Raw genomic sequence first — 21,324 nt, 5'->3', positions numbered from 1 at the left:
GGAGCGGGCGGCCTGAGTTCTGCCCCGGGATTCCGGATCAGCCGGGCACGGTGCACTCGAAGGCGTGGAGGTACGCGTTGACCGGGCGGATCTCGCCGATGACGAGCCCGGCGTCCGTGAGCCGCTCCACCATGCTCTGGCGGGTGTGCTTGGCGCCGCCGACGTTGAGCAGCAGCAGGAGGTCCATGGCCGTCGTGAACCTCATCGAGGGGGTGTCGTCCACGAGGTTCTCGATGACGACGACGCGGGCGCCGGGGTTCGCGGCCTTCCGGACGTTCGCCAGGCACCTGCGGGTGCTGTCGTCGTCCCACTCCAGGATGTTCTTGATGACGTAGACGTCGGCCCGGACCGGGATGGACTCGCGGCAGTCGCCGGGCTCGATCCGGACCCGGGAGGCCAGCGAACCGCCCTCCCGCAGCCGCGGATCGGCGTTGCCGACCACCGCCGGCAGGTCGAGCAGCGTGCCGTGCAGCGTGGGGTGCTTCTCCAGGAGGCTCGCCAGGACGTGGCCCTGTCCGCCGCCGATGTCCGCGACCGAGGACGCCCCGCGGAGATCGAGGAGGTCGGCGACGTCCTCGGCGGACTGCCTGCTCGACGTGGTCATGGCCCGGTTGAAGACGTACGCGGACTCGGGCGCCTCCTCGTTGAGGTACGAGAAGAACTCCCGCTCGTACACGTCCTCGAAGACGTTGCGGCCGGAGCGGACGGCCTCGTCGAGCTTGGGCCACACGTCCCAGGTCCAGGGCTCCGTGCACCACAGCGCGATGTAGCGCAGGCTGTGCGGATCGTCCTCGCGCAGCAGCCGGGACATCTCCGTGTGCGCGAAGGTGCCGTCGGGCTGCTCGGTGAAGACGCCCTGGCAGGACAGGGCGCGCAACAGCCGCCGCAGGGTGCGCGGTTCGGTCTTCACCTTGGCCGCGAGGTCCTCCGCGGTCATGGGCGTGTCTTCCAGCGCGTCGGCGACGCCCAGGCGGGCGGCCGCGCGCACGGCGGCGGCGCACGCCGCGCCGAAGACGAGTTCTCTCAGCCGCATGGGCGGCGGGGGAGCGGAATCGACGGTCGTCATCTGTTTCGCCTTGCCTTTGCTGTCGTGCGGGAGGAGTGCGGGAGGGGTTGGGGGCTCAGCACATGCCCGCGGGTTCGGAGACTCCGCAGGTGTTGTGGCGGAAGGTGTTGCTCTTGCCGATGTCCCGGTTCGCCAGGTCGGCGGTGCCGTTGCGCAGCACCACGTTGTCGTGGATCTCGATCCGCTCGTTGGGGACGCCCACGAAGCTCTTGAAGAGCACGATGCCGCCGGACAGCGGCGAGTTGCCCACGTTGTCCTCGACCCGGTTGTGCGCGACGACCGTGTCCTCGGCGCCGGTGACCACGATGCCCGAGCCCTGGAGGAAGGGCAGGCGGGGGGTCTTCGGGCACAGCTTGTTGTTCTCGTGGATGTGGTTCTGGCGCAGGGTCATCGCCCCGGCGCGCGGCGTGGACTCGTCGCCCACCACGAACACGGCGGCGCAGTTGCCCGTGGCCTCGTTGTGGTCGACGGTCAGGTTCCGCAGGCGCCGGACGGTGATGCCGATCCGGTTGCCGGAGACGCGGTTGCCGCTGACGACCGTGCCGTGGGTGTCGGTGGCTCCTCCTTCCTCGGTGACGGTGTTGGCCAGGAACAGGCCCGCGTCCCCGTTGCCCCGGGCGGTGTTGTGGCGCAGCACGCCCCGTACGGAACGCTCCTGGGCGATGCCCCAGGTGCCGTTGGACTCGGCGGTGACCCGCCGGACCTCCAGGCGGTCGGTCCACTTGGCCCACAGGCCGTTCTTGGCGAAGCCCCGGAGGGTCAGCGAGCGCACGGTCACGCCCTCGACGGGGCGGGCCTCGGTGCCGGTCACACAGATGCCGTTGCCCGCCTGCGCGCAGGTGTCGGCGCCCGGGGTGGCGGCCGGTACGAGGACGGTGGGGAAGACGGTCGAACCACGGAGCGTGAGGTGCGGCGTGGTGATGCGGACGCTCTCCCGGTACGTGCCGGGGGCGAGGATGATCGTGTCGCCGGGGCGCGCGGAGTCCACGGCCTTCTGGATCGATTCGCCCGGCTTCACCCGGTGCACCGACCCGTTGGCGGCCGAGGGTGCGGCGGCGCCGAGCCCCGAGGCCGTGAGGGCCGCGGTGCACGCCAGGAGGGCGATCTGTCGTTTCGTCATATCGCGAAGTTATGAGTGCCCGTTCCGGCCCGCCACCGCTGATCCCCCGGGCGGGCCGGGGCCGGGCGGGGCCCCCGGTGGGCGCCCGTCCGGGCGCTGGTCCGTTCGCGTGCGGGGCAGGATCACCCGGGGGGCGGTACGTCCACGACGGTGACCTGCTGTGACGGGACCGGGCGGGCCCGGCCGTGCGGCCGACCGGAGGACGGCCGAACGCGCTCCCCGTGTTGCGGGGCGTGCGCACCGGCCTTTGCCTCGTGCACGGAGCACAGCACAGGTGCCGCGCGAAGAAGCCGGCCGGAAGGCTCCACCGAAGGAGAGAAGCATGCGTCGCGTACGCACCGGTCTGCAGGTCGGTCTGATCGTCGGTGCCGTCGTCCTGTCCGCCCCCACGGCACTCGCAGCCCCCGGGGACCAGGATGTCCGGATCACCCCGCTGAACGCGGCTCCCGGAACCACCGTCACGGTCACCACCACCGCCTGCGGCAAGGAGACCTACGGCAAGGGAGAGTCGGAGGCGGGCGGCAAGTTCCATCTGCTGCCGGGCAACCGGCAGGGAGTCCTGGTGGGCGAGTTCGTGGTGCCCGAGGGCGCCTCGTCCGGCGTGGACACGGTCACACTGAAGTGCCCGCCGCGGATCAAGCAGACCGTCACGTACCGCATCTCCGGCCGGCCCCACGGCGGCGTCGAGGCGGGCTTCGGCTGGGCCGCCGGTGCCGCGGACCGGGCCGGAACCGTCACGTCGGCCGGTGCCGCCGGTGCCGCCGGGTCCGTCGCGACCGCCGCGGAGCCCGCGGACGACTCGACGGGCACCCCGCTCGCGGCGGGCGGTCTGCTGCTCGCCGGCGCCCTGGCGGGCGGCGCGGTCCACCTCCGGCGGCGCGCCCGGCGGGCCCGCGCCTCGGCCTGACGGCCGCCCGGCCCGGAGCCGTGTCCGCCCCCGATCCTCGTCGCACGCCTGTGACATGGATCGGGGGCGGATCCATAGGTACAGACGCCAGAACGTGATCGGTCCCGCGCATTTCCGTTCGGCGAATGGTCGTTTTATAGAGGGGAATTGACCGCTGGAGGCTGTCCTTCCAGCAAGGTCACATGGCGAACCCGAACTGACTATGCTCCCCGATGTGTTGCGCCGTGCTCACAGCGAGTCACCGCCGCGCAATGCATCACCTCAGTCCGTTCATTTCAGACGGTTTAGGGACCCCCTGATGGTTCGTGCAGGTTCAATTCCCAGATCCCGGCCGACCTCGGTCGCCCGGGTTTGGCTCCTCCCGCCCGGAGTTCTGGCCGTAGCCTCCGCCATAGCGTTGTTCATCTCGCCCGCGCAGATACGGACACCGGTCGCCTGGTGCGGACTCGCCGCGGTCCTCCTGACGGTCGCCACCTCGGCCACCGCCGCGCGCCGAACACGCGCGGCGGAAGCCGAGCGGCACACCCGGGCGAGGGTCGAGGCGGCGGAGCAGCACGCCCAGCGCGAGGCCGCGCTCCTCGGACGCCTGGCGGACCAGCGGGCCACCGTCCTCTGGCTCGCCGAGGAACTCCTCCCCGCGGCCGTCGCCCGGCTGCAGAAGGGCACCCCCTCCTCGGAGGTCATCAACGCCGTCGCCTTCGGGAAGCACCTCGACCCGGACTACGCCGACGCGCTCAGGGCGGCGCTGCGGACCTCCCTGGAGGCCGTGGAGGCCGAGGAGCACACCCGCGACGCCTCCCAGCGCGCCCTCGTGGCGGTCGCGCGCCGGGTCCAGGCGATCGTGCACCAGCTCACCAAGGACCTCCACGCCATGCAGATCCTGCACGGCAACGACCTCGTGGTCTCCCGGGGGCTGCAGAACGTCGACCACCGGAACGCCCTGATCGGCCGCCTCGCGGCCAGCATCGCGGTCCTCGGCGACGCCCGGCCCGGGCGCCAGTGGTCCAAGGCGATCCCGCTCTACGACATCCTGCGCGGGGCCATGTCCCGCATCGTGGACTACCCCCGGGTGAAGCTGCAGTCGGTGGCCGAGGTCGCGGTGATCGGCCCCGGCGCCGAGCCGCTGATGCACCTCCTCGCCGAACTCCTCGACAACGCCACGACGTTCTCCCCGCCGCACACCCCGGTCGAGGTGACCGCGAGCGAGGTGCCCTCCGGCATCGCGATCGAGATCGAGGACCGCGGCGTCGGCCTCACCGAAGAGGTCAGGCAGCGCGTCGAACGGGTCATGGCCCAGTCGCAGACCGGCATCAACCTGTCGGGCCTGGGCGAGCTCACCCAGATCGGCCTCCCGGTCGTCAGCCGACTGGCCCGCGAGCACGGCTGCCAGGTCGACCTGCGCACCTCCGCATACGGAGGCGTACGGGCCGTGGTGCTCGTCCCCGGCCGTCTGATCACCACCGTGCCCCAGGGCTCCCTGCTGACCCCGGAGATCCTCCGGAAGCGCCGTGCGGGTGCCCCCCTCCTGCCCCGGCCGACCCCGGCGCCCGACGCCGGCACGGACTCCGTCGAGGTCAGGAAGACCGCCAACGGACTTCCACAGCGACGACGGGAGTCCCCCTCGCCCGTGCTCCCGCAGCGACGACGCGAGTCGCCGGTGCCGACGCCGATCCTCCAGACGGGGCCCGCGCCCGCCGATCCGGCGGCCTCCCCGGCCACCTCCCGCCAGCCGGGACTGATGTGGGAGGCGTTCAACGGCACCAAGAGCGGCGACGACAGAGCGGTCGCCGACCCTTCCCCTTCCCCCAGCGATCCGTCAGATGAGGACGAGTAACATGCAGCCACTGCCGAACATGGACTGGATGCTCACGGACCTGGTGAGCAGCGTCCCGTACGTGCGACACGTGGTCGTCCTGTCGTCGGACGGCCTGTGCATCGGGCAGGCGAACACGGCCCCCGACACCGCCGACGCGATCGCCGCCGCCTGCTCCGGCATCCAGAGCCTGGCGCGGGCCATCGCGCAGATGTTCCCGCAGGGGGACGGATCGACGCACATGGTCGGGATCGAGGCCGACGGCGGCTACTTCTCCCTGATGGCGGCCGGCCCCGGGGCCTACCTCGCGGTCCTCGCCGACCCCGAGGTGGACGCCGGACTCCTGGGCAACCGCATGCGCACGCTGGTGATCCGCATCGGCCAGCACATGACCAGCCCGCCCCGTGAGGACGTCGGGCAGGCGATGTGACATCGGAGAACCAGGGCCCCTGGCGTGAAGGCACACCCGTTCCGCTCTATGTCGTTACCGGAGGCTCGGACCTCGCGGCCGGGAACTTCAACCTGGTCACCCTCATCGCGACGAGGTCCGAGCCCGACCCCGCCATGCAGCCCGAGCAATCGGCCATCCTCACCCTGTGCACGTACCCGCTCTCGGTGGCCGAGGTCTCCGCGTACCTCAGCCTTCCCTTCAGCGTCGTCACCGTGCTGCTCGCCCAACTCGTCGAGGAGGAGCGGGTCGAGGCCATCGCGCCCGTACCCGTCGCGGCCTATCCCGAACGCGGCCTACTGGAGGCGGTGATCCATGGACTACGCAAACTCTGACGTACTCGAGGCCGGCCGGCGCGACACCGCGCTGCCGCTGCCGCACGGTGCCAGAGGAGTCAAGGTCGTGGTCGTCGGCGGCTTCGGCGTCGGCAAGACGACCATGGTCGGGGCGGTGAGCGAGATCCCGCCCCTGACCACCGAGGAGACCATGACGCAGGCGGGCGTCGGGATCGACGACAACCCCGGCGCCAAAGGCAAGAAGACCACGACCGTCGCGATGGACTTCGGCCGGATCAGCATCAACCAGGAGCTGATCCTCTATCTGTTCGGCACGCCCGGACAGGAGCGCTTCTGGTTCCTCTGGAACGGCATCTTCGAAGGCGCGCTCGGCGCCGTCGTCCTCGTCGACACCCGCAGGATCGAGGTCTCCTTCGAGGTCATCACCCGGCTCGAAGACCGCCGCGTCCCGTTCGTCGTGGCCGTCAACGCCTTCCCGGAGGCCCCGCAGTACCCCCTGACAGATCTGCGCACCGCTCTGGCCCTCAGCGAATCCGTGCCCATCGTCACCTGTGACGCACGGGACCGGGCGTCCTGCCGCGACACCCTGCTCGCGCTGATGGGCTACCTGTGCACCCTCGCCGCCGCCCAGGAGACCGCATGACCGTCCCACCCACCGAACACGCCACCGCACAGCCCGGCGCCGTCCCGCCCCCGGGCTGCCCGGCCCACATCGGAGACGGCCCCGGCGGGGCCACCCGGCTCTACGGCCCCGCCGCCGCCACGGACCCGATGGGTCTGTACGAGGAGCTGCGCGCCGCCCACGGCCCGGTGGCGCCCGTCCTGCTCGACGGCGACGTCCGCGCCTGGCTCGTCCTCGGATACCTGGAGAACCGGGACGTGGCCAGCCGCCCGACCCAGTTCTCCCGCGACCCCCGCGTCTGGCACGGCTGGCGGAGCGGGGAGATCGACCCCGCCACCTCCCCGCTCGTCCCGATGATCGGCTGGCGCCCCGACTGCGTCTGCGCCGACGGCGAGGAGCACCAGCGGCTGCGCGGGGCGGTCACGGCCGGCCTCAGCCAGTTCGACCACCGGGGCGTCCGCCGCCTCATCACCCGCTTCGCCCACCAGCTGATCGACACGTTCTGCGAGAGCGGCGAGGCGGAACTGGTGGAGCGGTTCACCGAGCACCTGCCCATGCTCACCCTCATCCATCTCCTCGGGATGTCGGACGAGTCGGCCCCCGAGCTCGTGCGCGCGGCCCGTGACCTCTTCAAGGCGACCGAGACCTCGCTCGCCAGCAACGCCTACGTGCTGGAGTGCCTCGAACGGCTCGTCGTCGAGAAGCGCGCCGACCCGGGCCACGACATCGCCTCCGCGCTGATGGCCCACCCGGCGGGGCTCACCGACGAGGAGGTCCAGCACCACCTGCGGCTGATCCTGCTCGCCGGCTACGAGACGACCGCCAACCTCATGTCCAACGTCATGCGCATGGTCGTCACCGACCCCCGGTTCCGCGGCTCGCTCGCGGGCGGTCAGATGACCCTGCCGGAGGCGGTGGAGCAGGTCCTCTGGGACGAGCCGCCGCTCATGGTGTGCCCCGGCCGCTGGGCCAACGGCGACACCACGCTCGGGGGGCAGCAGATCAAGGCGGGGGACATGCTCCTGCTCGGCCTGGCCGCGGGCAACGTCGACCAGGCGATCCGTCCGGACGCCGACACCCCCGTGCACCACAACCGCGCGCACCTGTCCTTCAGCGCCGGTACGCACGAATGCCCCGGCCAGGACATCGGCCGCATCATCGCCGACGCGGGCATCGACATCCTGCTCACCCGGCTCCCCGACATCGCCCTGGCCATCCCCGAGGAGGACCTCAGCTGGCGTTCCTCCACCTGGGCCCGGCATCTCACGGCCCTGCCCGTGACCTTCGCCCCGCGCCCGCCCCAGGCCGACGACGTCCCCGCCCCGCTCCCGGCCCCGCCGGCCCGGAGCGATGGCCGGCCCGCGGCGTCCCCGGCCTCGGCGACCGACCCGGGGACGGCGGCGAGGCCCGAGCGCCGGGCCTCGTGGCTGACGCGCGTCCTGCGATTCCTGCGCCGGAAGTAGCGGAAGGGAGGAGCGCGCCGGATCGGCCCCGCTGCCCTCACTCCGGGAACGCGACGTCCCCGGAGGCGTAGCGGGGTGCTCCGGTGTACCAGGCGTGGAGGCCGGAGAGGAATCCGCAGGCTCCCCGGAGCCAGCTCTCCAGTTCGGCCCGCTCGTCGCGGTCGAGGCCTGACCGGTGGACGAGCAGCGGGAGTTCGCTCCGTCTCAGGTGCTCGAACTCCCGCAGGCGGGCGTTCACCAGATGGAGTGCGGCGGGTACGGCGGCGCGCAGGGTGATGCCCAGGGAGGTTCCGACGACCAGAACCAGATTGTTGACATCGTTCTCCTCGTGCACTTCCCTTTCATAGGACGCGATGTCGTTCGCGAGCCCCATGAAATCCATGAAGGCGTCGAGCAGGGCACGGACGGTCCGCGTGTGCCGAATCTGTTCGGGTATTCGCGCGCCGGTGGCCAATTCCACGGAATAGGGGGCCGTATAGGCGGCGAAGCTCTCCCGGCGGAACGGGGCGTAATCGATCAGGTGGGGAATGCGGCCGCTGCGGCTGTTGGCCAGTTCCTCGACTCCCGCGTCGATGTACCGCGCCAGAGCCCGGTTGAACTCCGTGCGCCAGTGAGCGAGCCTCGGCGGGAAGAGGTGCTGCTGCAGATCGGCTATGCCCCGTTCGACGGCGTTCGTCGGCTCGGGCAGCCTGGCCCCGCGCTCGGGCCGCAGGAAGGCGTGCAGCCGGGTGGTGAAGGCCCGGGCTCCGGCGAGGTCGCCGGTCTGTTTGAAGGCGGACGCGAAGTGGTCGTCCCAGGCCAGGGCCCAGATGTTGAAGCGGTGGTTGAGCCGGAGGTCGGAGAGCGAGGCGTCGGGGAGGGTCCAGGCGGTCAGCTGGTCGACGGTCATCGCGTGGAACTTGGCCCGGCTCCAGATCGGGGGCCGGGCCGGCGAGCCCGGGTGGCCCTCCAGCATCCCCATGGCGCGCGCCCAGGACTCGTTCTCCTCGTGCAGGGCCGGCAGATGCGGATTCACCCGCAGCGCGTGGGGCATCCACAGCAGGGGCACTTCGACGGCACGCACTGTCATGGGGACCGACCTCCTTCTGTGCTCGACCTGCGTCGGTGCGCCGCGAGGCCGGACGCTGCCCGCCCTGCGGCTCTCCAAACCTGCCCGCAACGGACGACCGGAAACCGACAACTGTCCACGGTCGGCGATCAGTTCGGGATCACGCGTGGAAAGGAACGATCCTTCTGGGGCAGGGGAGCGGCGCTACTGCAGCGGCTGGTCGGGCCAGTCCAGGAGGCGGGCTCCTATGACGGCCGTCTGGAGGGCGTAGCGCTGCACGGGATCGCCGGGGTCCGCGCCGGTGAGGCGGTGGATGCGGTCGAGGCGGTAGGTCATGGCCCGCACGCTGAGGCTGAGCGCGCGGGCGGCCTGGGCGGTGACGCAGCCGCTGTCGAAGTACGCCGTGAGCGTGTCCAGGAGGGGCTTCGCGCCGCCGCGGGCCTGCAGGAGCGGGCCGAGCACGGTGCGGACGAGGTCGGCCATGGCCTGCCGGTCACGGGTGAGCACCGGGTAGACGAGGAGGTCGGCGGCGTGCAGGACCGGGTCGCTCAGGTTCATGCGGGCCGCGAGGGAGAGCGCGTTGAGGGCCTCCTCGTAGGAGTGGACGACACCGCCCGCGCCCGGGTGGGGGCGGCCGATGGCGACCTGGACGCCCTCGGTCGCCGCGTACGCCTGCTTGGCGAAGTGGGTGAGCACCTCGGGCTCGTCGGCGGGCGCGACGCAGATCAGCCGCCCGTCCTTGGTGGTGAGCAGGATCCGCCGGTTGCCGAAGCGGGCGGCGAGCGAGGATTCGACGGTACGGGTGACCGCGTATCCGTCGCTGTACGGCTCCGGGCCCTGGGCGACGGCCACGGTGTGGGCGGGGGACAGGAGCAGCCCGAAGCGCTCGGCCCGCTCGGCCAGTCGGCCGAGATCGCTCCTGCCGTACAGCAGGTCGTCGATGAACTCCCGCCGGGATGCCTCCTCCTGACGCATCGCCAGCTGCTGGGCCCGGTCGTGCCCCTCGGCGAAGGCGTCCACGGCCTGTTCGACGGCGCTCAGCAGGTGGTCGGCGGCGGACTGCGTCATGCCGGGGCGCACGCGCTCGGCGGCGGACAGATGGGCGCGGACGAGGGCCCGCAGTCCGATCCCCGCCTCCGCGGCCCGCTCCCCGAGCGAGCCCAGGGTCTCGCGCTCCTCCCGGGTGAGCCTGCGGCGGGTGGCGCACACACTCGCCAGGATCTCGGCGTACCCCTCCAGGTACTCCTCGGCGGGCTCTCTCTCCGACACGTTTCCTCCCCCGTTCCCCGGCGCGTCCCTGACGTGTTCTTGACGCGCGGCGATCAAGAGTGACACGCCCGTGGGCGGGGGGAGGAACCGGCATCGGGAAGGGGCCGAACACTGCCGGAAGACGGCAGTGCGTAGCGGGTGATCAAGCCTCAGGATCACAGGGGGCCCGGTGCCGCCAAACGGGGGAGTCGGCGGCACCGGGCCCTTGGTCCCCACGGTACAAGCAGAGGGCCGGTACGGGTGCCGGAATCGACCAGAACGGGCGACCGAAGCCCGCCACCCGTACCCGGACACCGCCGGAACCGGCGGAGAGAGCGAGCGACAGCGTGGCCAGGCCGGTGCACGCGGCGATCGGCGAGAAGCCGATCCGCTGCCAGGTGTGCGACAACGACACCTTCCGCGAGCGGGAGGTGAAGCTGAACAGCACGGGCATGGAGTTCCTCAACATGGCCTGGGCGAACGAGTCGGCGACCGGCCTGATCTGCTGGGCGTGCGGCTACGTCCACCTGTTCGTCAACCGGGACATCAAGCTCTACCGGATACGGGAGTGAACCCGCCCCCCCCGCGGGCTCAGCCGGTGAACGAACCGTGCCGGCCCGCCCCGGCCGCGAAGCGCGCCGCGCCCGAGAGGGTCTCCCCGGCCGACAGGGGCACCATGCCGTGCCGCAGTTCGGCCGCCAGGGCCTCGGGCTCGGGCAGGCCGTGCTGCTCCCGGACGGACAAGCGGTCGTGGCGCAGGCACAGCTGAGGGAACCCGGCGATCTCCCGGGCGAGTTCCTCCGCCGCGGCCCGGGCCCGGCCCTTCGGCACGAGGCGGTTGGCGAGCCCGATCTCGTACGCCTCGGCGGCGGGCACCGGCCGGCCGGTGAGGATCAGGTCCATGGCACGGCTCTCGCCGATCAGCCGCGGCAGCCGGACCGTGCCGCCGTCGATCAGGGGCACGCCCCACCGGCGGCAGAACACCCCCAGCACCGCGTCCTCCTCGACCACGCGCAGGTCGCACCAGAGGGCCAGTTCGAGGCCGCCGGCGACGGCATGGCCGCTGACGGCCGCGATGACCGGCTTCGTCAGGCGCAGCCGGGTCGGCCCCATCGGCCCGTCGCCGTCGGGCGCCACCCGGTTCCCGCGCTCGGTGCCGACGGCCTTGAGGTCGGCGCCCGCGCAGAACGTGCCGCCCTCGCCCCAGAGCACCGCGACCGCGGCCTCCTCGTCGGCCTCGAAGGCACGGAAGGCGTCGGCCAGTTGCCGGGCCGTCGGGCCGTCCACGGCGTTGCGGGCGGCGGGCCGCGACAGGACCACCGTGGTGACGGGCCCTTCGCGCTCGACGCGGACGGTGTCCCGTTCCGCCGGTGTCGCTGCTGCATCGGTCATGGCGGCATTCTCACGTGGCATCCGGCCCGGCGACAGACCGGCGAGCGCGCCGGCCGCCCCGTGCCTGGAAGCTCGGCCCACGAGCCGGGCCGAGCCCACGAGCGGGGCCCAGTCGGCGAGCGGGGCCCCGCCCACGAGCCGGGCCGAGCCCACGAGCGGGATCAGTCGGCGAGCGGGGCCCCGCCCACGAGCCGGGCTCAGCCCGCGGGCGGCGTGAGGACCACGAAGTCGGCGTTCGACGGGTCGAGGCAGACCGCGAGCCGCCCGACCCCTTCCATGTCCACCGGTCCCATCTGGACGCTGCCGCCGTTCGCGCCGACCTTGGCGACCGTGGCGTCGCAGTCGGCGACGGCGAAGACGGGGTGCCAGTACGGCCGTCCGTGCGCGAGGGCGAGGTCCGCCTCGGCCACCTGCATCAGGCCGCCGTGCATGCGCTCCGCGGGAAGCCCGGCGGGGGTGATGAGGCTGTACGTCCCCGCGTCGCCGGGCAGTTGCATGTCGTCGAACCACCAGCCGAGCACGCCGCCGTAGAACTCCTTCGCGGCCGCCGCGTCGCTCGTGTACAGCTCGGTCCAGCTGAGGGAGACCGGCTCGTCGACCAGCTCCGCGCCCTTGATGTCACCCGGCTGCCAGACGGCGAACTCTCCCCCCAGCGGGTCGCTGTACTGGGCCATCCGGCCCTGCTCGCCGAAGCTCTTCGGTGCCACCCGGACCTTGCCGCCCGCGTTCTGCACCGCCCGGGTGGTGGCGTCCGCGTCGGTGACGGAGTAGTAGATCATCCAGGCCGAGCGCGCGCCCGGCTCGGTCAGTCTGCCGAGTCCGGCGACGACCTTCCCGCCCGACCGGAACATCCCGCCCTCGGCGTCCTGTCCGTCGCCCATGGGCTCGTACTCCCAGCCGAGCACGGCGCGGTAGAAGGCCGCCGCGGCCGGCACGTCGGGGGCCCCGAGGTCGAGCCAGCAGGGTGAGCCCGGCACGAAGGCGGTGGTGAGCATGGCGATTCCCTTTCGCGGATCCAGTACGCCCACCCTGGCACCGGACACCGCCTCCCGCCCCTCGGGAGGCCGCCGCTCGCCATTTCATCCGCCGTACATGGAACCGCGGATCCACTCCGCATATTGTCGTGGCCATGGCAGCAGGAATCCTCACTGCGCGCCGCCACGTCGACCAGGGGCACGTAGCGAGCGCCCTGTGTACCGTCGGCCCGGCGCGCTGAACGCGCCCCTTCCCCCCACGGGATCCCCACCTGGCGCCCCCGCCTGACTCCCGTCTCTTCCCCTTTCCACCGCGGTCCGACGGCACGTTTCCCCGTGCGTCCGGCCGCTGTGCCCCCTTGTGCAGCCGCACTTCAGAGGAATGGACATCATGAGCGAGAACCGACGCCCGCAGGTGAGCCGACGAGGCTTTCTCGGCGGCGCCGCCGCCGTCGCGGCCGCGACCGCCGTACCCGCACTCGGACAGGTCGCCGGCGCGGCCCCCGCCGCTGCCGCGGGCCGGCCGAACATCCTGCTGATCGTCACCGACGACCAGCCCAAGCACACCGAATGGGCCCTGCCCAAGACCGTCGCCTGGCTCGCCGACCAGGGCGTGAAGTTCACCAACGGCCACGTCACCACCCCGCTGTGCGCGCCCTCCCGCTCCAGCGTGTTCTCCGGCCGCCACGCCCACAACCACGGCGTGCGCAACAACAAGGCCTCGTACGCGCTCGACCAGAGCACCACCGTGCAGAAGTACCTCAAGCAGGCGGGCTACCGCACCGGCCTGTTCGGCAAGTACCTCAACTCCTGGACCCTGGCCGACAATCCGCCGCACTTCGAGGAGTTCGCCCTCCTCCAGCCCGGGTACGTCGACGCCCAGTGGAACGTCAACGGAACCGTCCAGACGATCAACGGCTACACCACGACCATCGTCAAGAACCGCACCCTGAACTTCCTCGACAAGGCCGCCACCGACACCCGGCCCTGGTTCGCCTACGTCACCCCATACGCCTCCCACGGGCCCCGCACCCCCGAGGCCAAGTACGCCGGCACCCCCGTGCCCGACTGGAACGGCCGCCCCTCGGTCCCCGAGAACGACCGCAGTGACAAGCCGGCGTACATCAAGAACGCCACCGGCACCCTCGCCGACGGCCAGACCATCCGTGCCGAGCAGCTGCGCACCCTGCTCTCCGTCGACGACGCCGTACAGGCGTTCAAGGACAAGCTCCAGGCCCTGGGCCAGCTGGACAACACCCTCGTCATCTACATCGGCGACAACGGCTTCAGCTGGGGGGACCACGGCTGGACCGCCAAGTCGGTGCCCTACCGCCCCGCGCACGAGGTGCCGTTCTACCTCTCCTGGCCGGCAGGCGGGCTCGGCGCGGGAACCCAGGACAACCGCATCGTCGCCAACATCGACATCGCGCCGACCATCCTCGACGCGGCCGGCATCACCCCGGGCGCCGCTCAGGACGGCCGGTCCCTGCTCTCCGGATACAGCCGCGACCACCTCCTGGTGGAGTGGTGGAAGCAGGGTACCGGTACCGGTGGCGCACCCACCTGGTCCTCGTACGTCGCCAAGGACAAGCAGTACACGGAGTACCACGACCTGACGACCGACGTGAACGGCACGGTGTCCGGCACCGGCCAGGTGACCTTCCGGGAGTACTACGACCTGGTGAACGACCCGTACCAGCTGACCAACAAGCTCTACCAGGCCACACCGGCCCAGGAGCAGGCTCTGGGCATTCCCGCCCTCGCGTCGCAGCTCGCCGCCGACCGCGTGGCCTGACCCGCACACAGCACCGCCCGGCCGGCCCCCTGCCACGACGCACGGGGCCGGCCGTCCCCCCTTCCGATTCCACGGGAGTCGTCATGCCCGAATGCTGCACCCCAGGTCACGCCCATCCCCCCGTCATGACCCTGGCCCCGCCCCGGCCTCCGGTCCGCTCCTCCCGGGCGGTCCGGCAGCTGCTCGCCCTGCCCGGAGGACGCTTCCTCATGGGCACCGACGATCCGGAGGGCTTCCCCGCCGACGCCGAGGGCCCCGTCCGCGAGGTGGCCGTGGAGCCCCTCCGCATCGCGGCCACGACGGTGACGAACGCCCAGTTCGCCACCTTCGTCAAAGCCACCGGACACCTCACCGAGGCCGAGCGCTTCGGCTTCTCCTTCACCTTCGGGGCCTTCCTGGGCGAGGGGGTGGCAGCCGTGTCCCCGCCCGTGCCGGGCGTCCCGTGGTGGAGAACGGTGGAAGGCGCCTCGTGGCGCCACCCCGAAGGCCCCGGCTCACACGTCACCGACCGGCAGAACCACCCCGTCGTCCATGTCTCCTGGCACGACGCCCAGGCCTACTGCGCCTGGTCGGGCACCCGTCTGCCCACCGAGGCCGAGTGGGAGTACGCGGCACGCGGCGGCCTGGAGCAGCGCCGGTACCCGTGGGGTGACGAGCTCACGTCCGACGGCCGGCCCCTGTGCAACATCTGGCAGGGCGACTTCCCGAACCTTCCCGCCGCCGGAGGGCACGCGGGCACGGTCCCCGTGAAGTCCTTCCGCCCCAACGGCTTCGGCCTCTACAACACGGTCGGCAACGTCTGGGAGTGGTGCGCGGACCGGTTCGCCCCGGGCGAGGAGACCGCACGGGCGATGCGCGGCGGCTCCTACCTGTGCCACGACTCCTACTGCAACCGGTACCGGGTGGCCGCCCGCAGCTCCAACACCCCCGACAGCTCGACCGGCAACATCGGCTTCCGGGTGGCCGCCGACCCCGACTAGGGGGTGCCCCCGCGGACGGGTGCCCGGCTCAGTCGGACCGGCCGAGCAACAGGTCCCGCACGCACCCGCGCAGCCAGGCGTGCGCCGGGTCGGCGTCGTGGCGCGGATGCCAGGCGAGACCGACCGGCAGGGGCGGCAGGTCGAGGGGGACCTCGAAGGTGACCAGGCCCAGGGGCTCGGCAAAGGAGAGACTCCGGGCGCTGATCAGGCCGACGAGGTCGGTGTCGCGGAGGACGAACAGCGACGCCGGGTACGTGCCGACGCTCGCGACCACCCGCCGCCGCAGCCCGTGCCCGGCGAGAGCGGTGTCGATCGGGCCGTGCAGCCGTCCCCGGCGCGAGACCACCAGATGGTCCGCCTCCGCCGCGAACCTCCGCCGCGTCAGGCGCCCCCGGAGCAGCGGATGCCCCGCCCGGACCACCGCGAGCATGCGGTCGTCCAGGACGTGCTCGGTGTGCACCTCGGGATGCACGGTGTCGATGACACCGATCTCCAGGTCGGCGACGCCCTCCCGCAGCGTCGGCGCGTCGATGTGACTCTCGTTCAGGAACCGCAGCCGCACCTGTGGGGCCTCACGCCCGGCACGCGCGAGCAGGGCGGGGCCGAGCAGGGCGGGATGGGAGTCCTGGCCGAGCACCGTGAACGTGCGTGCCACGGTACGGAGATCGGTGGGGCCCGAGGCCGCGAACAGCGCCCTCGCGCGCTCCACGACCGCCCCGACCTCCGCCCGTACGGACAGGGCGTACGGCGTGGGCACCATCGCGCGCCCGGCGCGCACCAGGATCGGATCGCCGAGCGCCTTGCGGATCCGGCCCAGGGTACGGCTGGTGGCGGGCTCGGAGAGATGCAGCCGCCGGGCCGCTCCCCGCACGCTCTGTTCCTCGAGAAGGACGTCGAGGGCGACGAGAAGATTGAGGTCGAGACCGGTCGGTTCCGCCGATTGCGTCATGCGCACTCATCCCTTGCGAAAGATGCACTGGAGGTAATCCATGGGTCGAGCCTACGGTGGGCGCACCTTCCCTCACCACGACGCTCCCCGGAGGAGCCATGTCCTCGCCTGCCCTCTCGCCGCCTCCCGCCGCCCCGGCCGACACCGTGCCGGGACCGCTCACGCGGTCGACCCTGCTCGCGCTGTGCGCCTGCGTCCTCGTCGCCCAGAGCATGGTCGCCGCCATCAACCTCCTCATCCCCCAACTCGCGGCCTCCTCCCTGCATCCGTCCGCGACCGAGCTGCTGTGGACGGTGGACGCGTACGTCATCGTCTTCGCCGGACTGCTCATCCCCGCCGGAGCACTCGGTGACCGCCGCGGCCGCAAGGGCGTGCTGCTCGTCGGTCTCGCGCTGTTCGCCGCGGGAGCCACGCTCAGCGCCCTGGCCGCGTCGCCCGCGCTCCTGATCGCCGGACGCGGGGTGTCCGGCGCGGGGGCCGCCTGCATCATGCCCGCGACCATGTCGATCCTCGTGCAGCTCGCCGGACCGGAACGGCGGGCGCGGGCCCTCGCCTCCTGGACCCTCGCCGTCGGCCTGGGCGGCCTCGCGGGCAACGTCGGCGGGGGAGCGGCCGGCCAGTTCCTCACCTGGCGCGCCCTGTTCTGGGTGATGGTCCCCCTGGCAGCACTGCTCGCCCTGACCGTCGCGGTCGCCGTGCCGCGCACCGAGCGCTCCCCGCACGGGCGCCCCGACCCCCGCGGCACCCTGCTGCTCGTCGCGGCCCTGGTCGCCCTCCTCGCGGGCATCATCGAAGGCCCGACGTACGGCTGGACCTCGCCCCGTATCCTCGCCTTCTTCGCCGTGGGCGTGGCACTGGCCGGTCTCTTCACCCGGTACGCGCTCCGCTCGCAGGCCGCCCTGTTCGACCCGCGGGTCTTCCGCTCCCGGCACCTGCGCGCCGCCGTCCTGGGCACGGCCACCGGCTTCTTCGGCCTCTTCTCGCTCTTCTACGCCAACTCCCAGTACCTCCAGTACGTCAAGGGGTACGGCCCCGCCGTCACCGGGCTCGCCATCGTCCCGCTCACCATCGGCATGGCCCTCTTCCCCAAGGTCGCGGCCCGCTGGCAGGCCGCCTCGGGCCCGCGCCCCGCCGTCGCCACCGGGCTGTTCCTGATCGGCGCCGGACTCCTCGGAGCCTCCACCGCCGCCGCGACCACGCCGTACGCGCTGTACGCCTGCTGGCTCCTCGTCATCTCGGCGGGAACCGGCCTGTGCATGCCCGCCCTGACCGTCGGCGTCGTCTCCGCTCTCCCCGCGCACCAGGCCGGTCTCGGCTCCGGCCTGGGCACCTCGGCCCGGGAGATGGGCGCCGCCCTCGGCGTGGCCGTCACCGGCACCGTACTCGCCGTCCACGAGGCCGACGCCCGCGCGGGATCCTTCGCCGACGCGATGAGTCCGGCGCTGCGCACGGTGGGCGCCGTCGTCCTGGTCGCCACCGTCCTGGTGACCTTCGGCTACCGGACCGGGTCCGGGGAGACGGCTGCCGCCCGCTGACGGAGGCCGCCCGCGGGCTCGCCGCCCTCACGCGCGCGTGTGTGTGGGCCGGATGGCGCAGACGGCGCGCGGCGGAGCCCGTACCGCGAGACGGTGGCCGGATCCTGGGACAGCGCAGCCTGGTGGCCGACGAGGGCCCGCAGCGCCGGTCGTCCGCCGGATCCGGGCCCGCGGCACCGTCCGCCGTTCCCGGTCCCGCAACCGAGGAGGTAGCGCAATGCCCCGACGTGTCCCCGCCGCGTACGCCGGGCGGAGTTCCACGAGCTCCGCCCGTGGCCGCACCGGCCCCCGCCCGAGGCACCGAATCCGTACGGCGGCCGCCGGGGCGGTCGTGGCGGCCGCCGTCCTGAGCGGCGCCACGACGGCACCGGTCACCGCCGCCGCCCCGTACGACGCGGGCCACGGCGACCCCGCACTGCGCAAGGCCCTCGCGGACCTCGTGGCCGCTCCGGGCGGCCCGCCCGGCGCGATCGCGGTCCTGACCCGGGACGGCGTACGGCAGGTCTACCGGGCCGGCACGGCCGAGGTGGGCACGGGCCGCCCGCCCCGGCCCGACGACCACATGCGCATCGCCAGCGTGGCCAAGGCCTTCAGCGGCGCCGTAGCGCTGAGCCTCGTGGACCGGCGCGCCCTGGACCTGGACGACACCATCGGCCGCCGGCTGCCGCAACTGCCCGCCGACTGGCACGCGGTGACCCTGCGCCAGCTCCTCCAGCACACCAGCGGACTGCCGGACTTCAGCAGGAGCCAGGCCTTCCAGGACATCGTCCGCGCCGACCCCCGCCACCACTTCGACTCCCGGCACCTCCTCGACTTCGTGGCCGACCGGCCGCTCCTCTTCCCGCCGGGCAGCCGCTACGCCTACTCCAACTCGGACAACATCGCCGTCGCCCTGATGGCCGAACAGGCCACCGGCCGCCCGTACGAGTCGCTCCTGAAGCACCTGGTGTACCGCCCGCTCGACCTGAGGGCGACCAGCCTCCCCCAGGACTACCGGCTTCCCCGCCCCTTCCTGCACGGCTACTTCACCGCCCCCGGCGAGCCGCCCGAGGACGTGAGCGAGGCGCTCAGCGCCTCCGGTGCCTGGGCGTCCGGCGGCATCGTCTCCACCCCCGCCGACCTCAGCGGCTTCATCGGCGGCTACGCCGGACCGGAGCTGCTCACCCCCACCACCCGCCGCGCCCAGCAGGACTTCCTCCCCGGCGGCTCCTCCGAACCGGCCGGCCCCGGCGTCAACGCGGCCGGCCTGGGGATCTTCCGCTACACCACCCGCTGCGGCACGGTCCTCGGCCACACCGGCAACACCCCCGGCTACACCCAGTTCGCCGCGGCGACGCGGGACGGCCGGCGCACGGTGACGGTCTCCGTCACCAGCCAGGTCACGTCCGACCCCGACCTGCTGACCCGGCTGCGCGCGACCGAGGAGCAGTTCGTCTGCGCCCTGTTGAGCGACCGGGGCCCCGGGGTCCGGTGACCGCGGGCGTAGGGGGAGCGGCTCAGGCCCGGTGGACCGCGTACCCCAGGTACGTCACCACCGGGCTGCCCTCCGGCTGAAGCACCATCTGAGTGGCGGTGGCCAGGAGGCGGATGCGGTCCGCCCTCCTGAGTGGCGGTGGCCCGGAGACGGATGCGGTCCGCCTCCTGGGCGGCGGCGGTCCGGAGACGGACGCGGACCGACCCCTTACGCGGCGGCGGGTTTCCCCCTTAGCCTCACCCGTGCGCGCAAGTTACCAGCCGGTCAATAACGTTGACGGGCGCACTCGGTCCGGAGGTCGCCAATGAGTTCCGCGCAACACCTGCTCGAAAACCGGCCGCGTTCGATCGCGCACCTCTTCCTCTCGCGGGTCGAGGCCACCCCCGAACGGGAGGCCTACCGCTACCCCGTGCCGGCCGGTCAGGGCGCTTCCGGTGCCGAGGAATGGCGCTCGCTGACCTGGGCCCAGACGGCCGAGCGGGTGAGGGCGATCGCCGCCGGCCTGCTCGCCCTCGGTCTGCGGACCGAGGAGCGCGTGGCCATCTCCTCCTCGACGCGGGTGGAGTGGATCCTCGCCGATCTCGGGGTCATGTGCGCGGGCGCCGCCGCGACGGCCGTCTACCCCAGCACCAACGCCGAGGAGACGGCGTACATCCTCGCCGACTCCGACAGCCGGGCGATCTTCGTCGAGAACGCCGCCCAACTGGCCAAGGTCGTCGAGCACGCGGACCGGCTGCCCGGGCTCGGCCTCGCGATCCTCTTCGATCCGGAGGCGGACCTCCCGCAGGTCAAAGGCCTGGAGGTGCTGTCCCTCGCCGAGCTGGAGGAGCGCGGCGCGGCGTACCTCCGGGAGCACCCGGAAGCGATCGACACGACGGTCGGGGGCATCGAGCGGGAGCAGCTCGCCACCCTGATCTACACCTCCGGCACCACCGGCCGCCCCAAGGGCGTGCGTCTGGTGCACGACTGCTGGTCCTACCAGGGCGCCGCCCAGGAGGTCAGCGGTCTCCTCGAACCCGACGACGTGCAGTTCCTCTGGCTTCCGCTGTCCCACGTCTTCGGCAAGGCGCTGATCTCCGGCCAGGTGCAGACCGGGCACGTGATCGCGGTGGACGGGCGGATCGACCGCATCGTCAGCAACCTGCCGATCGTCCGGCCCACCGTGATGGCCTCGGCGCCGAGGGTCTTCGAGAAGGTCTACAACGGCATCGCCGCGAAGGCGAGGGCCGAGGGCGGCGCGAAGTACAGGATCTTCCGGTGGGCGGCCAAGGTCGCCCGCGACCACGCCAGGACCGGGCAGGAGAGCCTGGTGGCGACGGGCAGCCGCAAGGTGCCCCTGTGGCTCGGCGCCCAGCACGCCCTCGCCGACAGGCTGGTCTACGGCAAGATACGGGCGGCGTTCGGCGGAGAGCTCCGCGGCAGCGCCTCGGGCAGCGCCGCGCTCGCCCCCGACATCGCCTACTTCTTCGCCGGCGCGGGCGTGCCCGTCCTGGAGGGCTACGGTCTGACGGAGACCAGCGCGGCCTGCACGGTCAACCCGGTCGACGACTTCCGGGTCGGCACGGTCGGCAGGCCCCTGCCGGGCACCGAGGTCCGCATCGCCGAGGACGGGGAGATCCTCCTGCGGGGGCCCGGCATCATGCGCGGCTACCACAACCTTCCCGAGAAGACGGCCGAAGTCCTGGAGAGCGACGGCTGGTTCCGCACCGGGGACATCGGCGAGATCGACGACGAGGGCTTCGTCCGGATCACGGACCGGAAGAAGGACCTGTTCAAGACCTCGGGCGGCAAGTACGTGGCGCCCACGGAGATCGAGGGCCGGTTCAAGGCCGTCTGCCCGTTCGTCAGCAACATCCTGGTCATCGGCAACGGCCGCAACTACTGCACGGCCCTGATCGCGCTCGACGAGACCGCGATCATGCCCTGGGCCGTGTCGAACGGCCTCGGGGGCCGCGGCTACGCCGAGGTCGTCTCCGCGCCGGAGGTGCGGGCGCTGATCGACGGCTTCGTCCAGCGCGTCAACGGTGACCTCCAGCGCTGGCAGACGATCAAGAAGTTCTCGCTCCTGCCGCGCGACCTGGACGTCGAACACGGTGAACTCACGCCGAGCCTCAAGGTGAAGCGGCCGGTCGTGGAGCGCGCGTACGCCGAACTCGTCGAGGCCATGTACGAGGGCGCCCGCGAGGCCTGACCC

The 21,324-nt window shown here is 72.4% G+C and carries 19 protein-coding genes; 12 read left to right on the top strand and 7 right to left on the bottom strand.

Annotation, left to right across the window (positions count from 1 at the left end):
- Positions 1-37: 37 nt before the first annotated feature.
- Positions 38-1,066, bottom strand: coding sequence for a methyltransferase (locus ACF07V_RS07815; protein WP_392152144.1), 1,029 nt, complete (start codon positions 1,064-1,066; stop codon positions 38-40).
- A gap of 55 nt (positions 1,067-1,121) precedes the next feature.
- Positions 1,122-2,186 (bottom strand): nitrous oxide reductase family maturation protein NosD, encoded by a 1,065-nt coding sequence (locus tag ACF07V_RS07810; protein WP_392152142.1) that lies wholly within the window; start codon positions 2,184-2,186, stop codon positions 1,122-1,124.
- Positions 2,187-2,508: 322 nt separating this feature from the next.
- Between ACF07V_RS07810 and ACF07V_RS07805 the strand changes: the two genes are divergently transcribed.
- The 6 genes from ACF07V_RS07805 (at position 2,509) to ACF07V_RS07780 (ending at position 7,735) form a co-directional block, all read left to right on the top strand.
- Entirely contained in the window at positions 2,509-3,093 is a 585-nt protein-coding gene (locus ACF07V_RS07805) for a sortase (protein ID WP_392152140.1), read from the top strand.
- Positions 3,094-3,490: 397 nt separating this feature from the next.
- A complete protein-coding gene (locus ACF07V_RS07800) occupies positions 3,491-4,927 on the top strand; it encodes an ATP-binding protein (protein ID WP_392152138.1) in 1,437 nt (478 codons plus the stop codon).
- 1 nt (position 4,928) lies between these two features.
- Entirely contained in the window at positions 4,929-5,336 is a 408-nt protein-coding gene (locus ACF07V_RS07795) for a roadblock/LC7 domain-containing protein (RefSeq protein ID WP_392152137.1), read from the top strand.
- Positions 5,333-5,689 (top strand): DUF742 domain-containing protein, encoded by a 357-nt coding sequence (locus tag ACF07V_RS07790; RefSeq protein WP_392152135.1) that lies wholly within the window; start codon positions 5,333-5,335, stop codon positions 5,687-5,689. Before ACF07V_RS07795 ends, ACF07V_RS07790 begins: the two co-directional genes overlap by 4 nt.
- Positions 5,670-6,293 carry an ATP/GTP-binding protein gene (locus tag ACF07V_RS07785; protein ID WP_392152133.1) on the top strand — a complete coding sequence of 208 codons (624 nt, stop codon included), beginning with the start codon at positions 5,670-5,672 and terminating at the stop codon, positions 6,291-6,293. Before ACF07V_RS07790 ends, ACF07V_RS07785 begins: the two co-directional genes overlap by 20 nt.
- On the top strand, positions 6,290-7,735 hold the full coding sequence (locus ACF07V_RS07780) for a cytochrome P450 (protein ID WP_392152132.1): 1,446 nt from the start codon (positions 6,290-6,292) through the stop codon (positions 7,733-7,735). Before ACF07V_RS07785 ends, ACF07V_RS07780 begins: the two co-directional genes overlap by 4 nt.
- A gap of 37 nt (positions 7,736-7,772) precedes the next feature.
- Here ACF07V_RS07780 and ACF07V_RS07775 read toward each other — a convergent pair whose 3' ends face one another.
- Both ACF07V_RS07775 and ACF07V_RS07770 read right to left on the bottom strand, forming a co-directional pair.
- Complete coding sequence (locus tag ACF07V_RS07775; protein WP_392152130.1) at positions 7,773-8,804, bottom strand: hypothetical protein; 1,032 nt, start codon at positions 8,802-8,804, stop codon at positions 7,773-7,775.
- Between the two features lie 183 nt (positions 8,805-8,987).
- Positions 8,988-10,052 carry a PucR family transcriptional regulator gene (locus ACF07V_RS07770; RefSeq protein ID WP_392152128.1) on the bottom strand — a complete coding sequence of 355 codons (1,065 nt, stop codon included), beginning with the start codon at positions 10,050-10,052 and terminating at the stop codon, positions 8,988-8,990.
- Between the two features lie 326 nt (positions 10,053-10,378).
- Between ACF07V_RS07770 and ACF07V_RS07765 the strand changes: the two genes are divergently transcribed.
- On the top strand, positions 10,379-10,603 hold the full coding sequence (locus ACF07V_RS07765; protein WP_392152126.1) for a hypothetical protein: 225 nt from the start codon (positions 10,379-10,381) through the stop codon (positions 10,601-10,603).
- A 19-nt stretch (positions 10,604-10,622) separates the two neighbouring features.
- On the opposite strand, the gene ACF07V_RS07760 is transcribed toward ACF07V_RS07765, so the two are convergent.
- Positions 10,623-11,423: a crotonase/enoyl-CoA hydratase family protein gene (locus ACF07V_RS07760; RefSeq protein WP_392152124.1), complete on the bottom strand. Its 801-nt coding sequence runs from the start codon at positions 11,421-11,423 to the stop codon at positions 10,623-10,625.
- Between the two features lie 197 nt (positions 11,424-11,620).
- Positions 11,621-12,418 (bottom strand): VOC family protein, encoded by a 798-nt coding sequence (locus ACF07V_RS07755; RefSeq protein ID WP_392152122.1) that lies wholly within the window; start codon positions 12,416-12,418, stop codon positions 11,621-11,623.
- Positions 12,419-12,788: 370 nt separating this feature from the next.
- Between ACF07V_RS07755 and ACF07V_RS07750 the strand changes: the two genes are divergently transcribed.
- Both ACF07V_RS07750 and ACF07V_RS07745 read left to right on the top strand, forming a co-directional pair.
- Positions 12,789-14,192 carry a sulfatase gene (locus tag ACF07V_RS07750; RefSeq protein WP_392152121.1) on the top strand — a complete coding sequence of 468 codons (1,404 nt, stop codon included), beginning with the start codon at positions 12,789-12,791 and terminating at the stop codon, positions 14,190-14,192.
- A gap of 125 nt (positions 14,193-14,317) precedes the next feature.
- Positions 14,318-15,172, top strand: coding sequence for a formylglycine-generating enzyme family protein (locus ACF07V_RS07745; RefSeq protein ID WP_392152119.1), 855 nt, complete (start codon positions 14,318-14,320; stop codon positions 15,170-15,172).
- 28 nt (positions 15,173-15,200) lie between these two features.
- On the opposite strand, the gene ACF07V_RS07740 is transcribed toward ACF07V_RS07745, so the two are convergent.
- Positions 15,201-16,121 (bottom strand): LysR family transcriptional regulator, encoded by a 921-nt coding sequence (locus ACF07V_RS07740; protein WP_392152117.1) that lies wholly within the window; start codon positions 16,119-16,121, stop codon positions 15,201-15,203.
- 98 nt (positions 16,122-16,219) lie between these two features.
- Between ACF07V_RS07740 and ACF07V_RS07735 the strand changes: the two genes are divergently transcribed.
- From ACF07V_RS07735 to ACF07V_RS07725, 3 genes are all read left to right on the top strand, one after another.
- On the top strand, positions 16,220-17,656 hold the full coding sequence (locus tag ACF07V_RS07735; RefSeq protein ID WP_392152116.1) for an MFS transporter: 1,437 nt from the start codon (positions 16,220-16,222) through the stop codon (positions 17,654-17,656).
- A 217-nt stretch (positions 17,657-17,873) separates the two neighbouring features.
- Positions 17,874-19,130, top strand: a complete 1,257-nt coding sequence (locus tag ACF07V_RS07730; RefSeq protein ID WP_392152114.1) for a serine hydrolase domain-containing protein — start codon at positions 17,874-17,876, stop codon at positions 19,128-19,130.
- A 304-nt stretch (positions 19,131-19,434) separates the two neighbouring features.
- Positions 19,435-21,321 (top strand): AMP-dependent synthetase/ligase, encoded by a 1,887-nt coding sequence (locus tag ACF07V_RS07725; protein WP_392152112.1) that lies wholly within the window; start codon positions 19,435-19,437, stop codon positions 21,319-21,321.
- The last annotated feature ends 3 nt before the right edge of the window (positions 21,322-21,324 follow it).

Origin of the sequence: Streptomyces sp. NPDC015661 (genome assembly GCF_043077765.1) — a bacterium.
Classification (GTDB): Bacteria; Actinomycetota; Actinomycetes; order Streptomycetales; family Streptomycetaceae; genus Streptomyces.
Note: the sequence above shows the minus strand (reverse complement) of the source record. Positions and strands in the feature narration are given on the sequence as shown.

Bases quoted from the DNA above. Each gene is read 5' to 3' on its own strand.
- ACF07V_RS07815 (WP_392152144.1), bottom strand. From the start codon at position 1,066: ATGACGACCGTCGATTCCGCTCCCCCGCCGCCCATGCGGCTGAGAGAA.
- ACF07V_RS07810 (WP_392152142.1), bottom strand. From the start codon at position 2,186: ATGACGAAACGACAGATCGCCCTCCTGGCGTGCACCGCGGCCCTCACG.
- ACF07V_RS07805 (WP_392152140.1), top strand. From the start codon at position 2,509: ATGCGTCGCGTACGCACCGGTCTGCAGGTCGGTCTGATCGTCGGTGCC.
- ACF07V_RS07795 (WP_392152137.1), top strand. From the start codon at position 4,929: ATGCAGCCACTGCCGAACATGGACTGGATGCTCACGGACCTGGTGAGC.
- ACF07V_RS07785 (WP_392152133.1), top strand. From the start codon at position 5,670: ATGGACTACGCAAACTCTGACGTACTCGAGGCCGGCCGGCGCGACACC.
- ACF07V_RS07780 (WP_392152132.1), top strand. From the start codon at position 6,290: ATGACCGTCCCACCCACCGAACACGCCACCGCACAGCCCGGCGCCGTC.
- ACF07V_RS07775 (WP_392152130.1), bottom strand. From the start codon at position 8,804: ATGACAGTGCGTGCCGTCGAAGTGCCCCTGCTGTGGATGCCCCACGCG.
- ACF07V_RS07760 (WP_392152124.1), bottom strand. From the start codon at position 11,423: ATGACCGATGCAGCAGCGACACCGGCGGAACGGGACACCGTCCGCGTC.
- ACF07V_RS07755 (WP_392152122.1), bottom strand. From the start codon at position 12,418: ATGCTCACCACCGCCTTCGTGCCGGGCTCACCCTGCTGGCTCGACCTC.
- ACF07V_RS07750 (WP_392152121.1), top strand. From the start codon at position 12,789: ATGAGCGAGAACCGACGCCCGCAGGTGAGCCGACGAGGCTTTCTCGGC.
- ACF07V_RS07745 (WP_392152119.1), top strand. From the start codon at position 14,318: ATGACCCTGGCCCCGCCCCGGCCTCCGGTCCGCTCCTCCCGGGCGGTC.
- ACF07V_RS07740 (WP_392152117.1), bottom strand. From the start codon at position 16,121: ATGACGCAATCGGCGGAACCGACCGGTCTCGACCTCAATCTTCTCGTC.
- ACF07V_RS07735 (WP_392152116.1), top strand. From the start codon at position 16,220: ATGTCCTCGCCTGCCCTCTCGCCGCCTCCCGCCGCCCCGGCCGACACC.
- ACF07V_RS07730 (WP_392152114.1), top strand. From the start codon at position 17,874: ATGCCCCGACGTGTCCCCGCCGCGTACGCCGGGCGGAGTTCCACGAGC.
- ACF07V_RS07725 (WP_392152112.1), top strand. From the start codon at position 19,435: ATGAGTTCCGCGCAACACCTGCTCGAAAACCGGCCGCGTTCGATCGCG.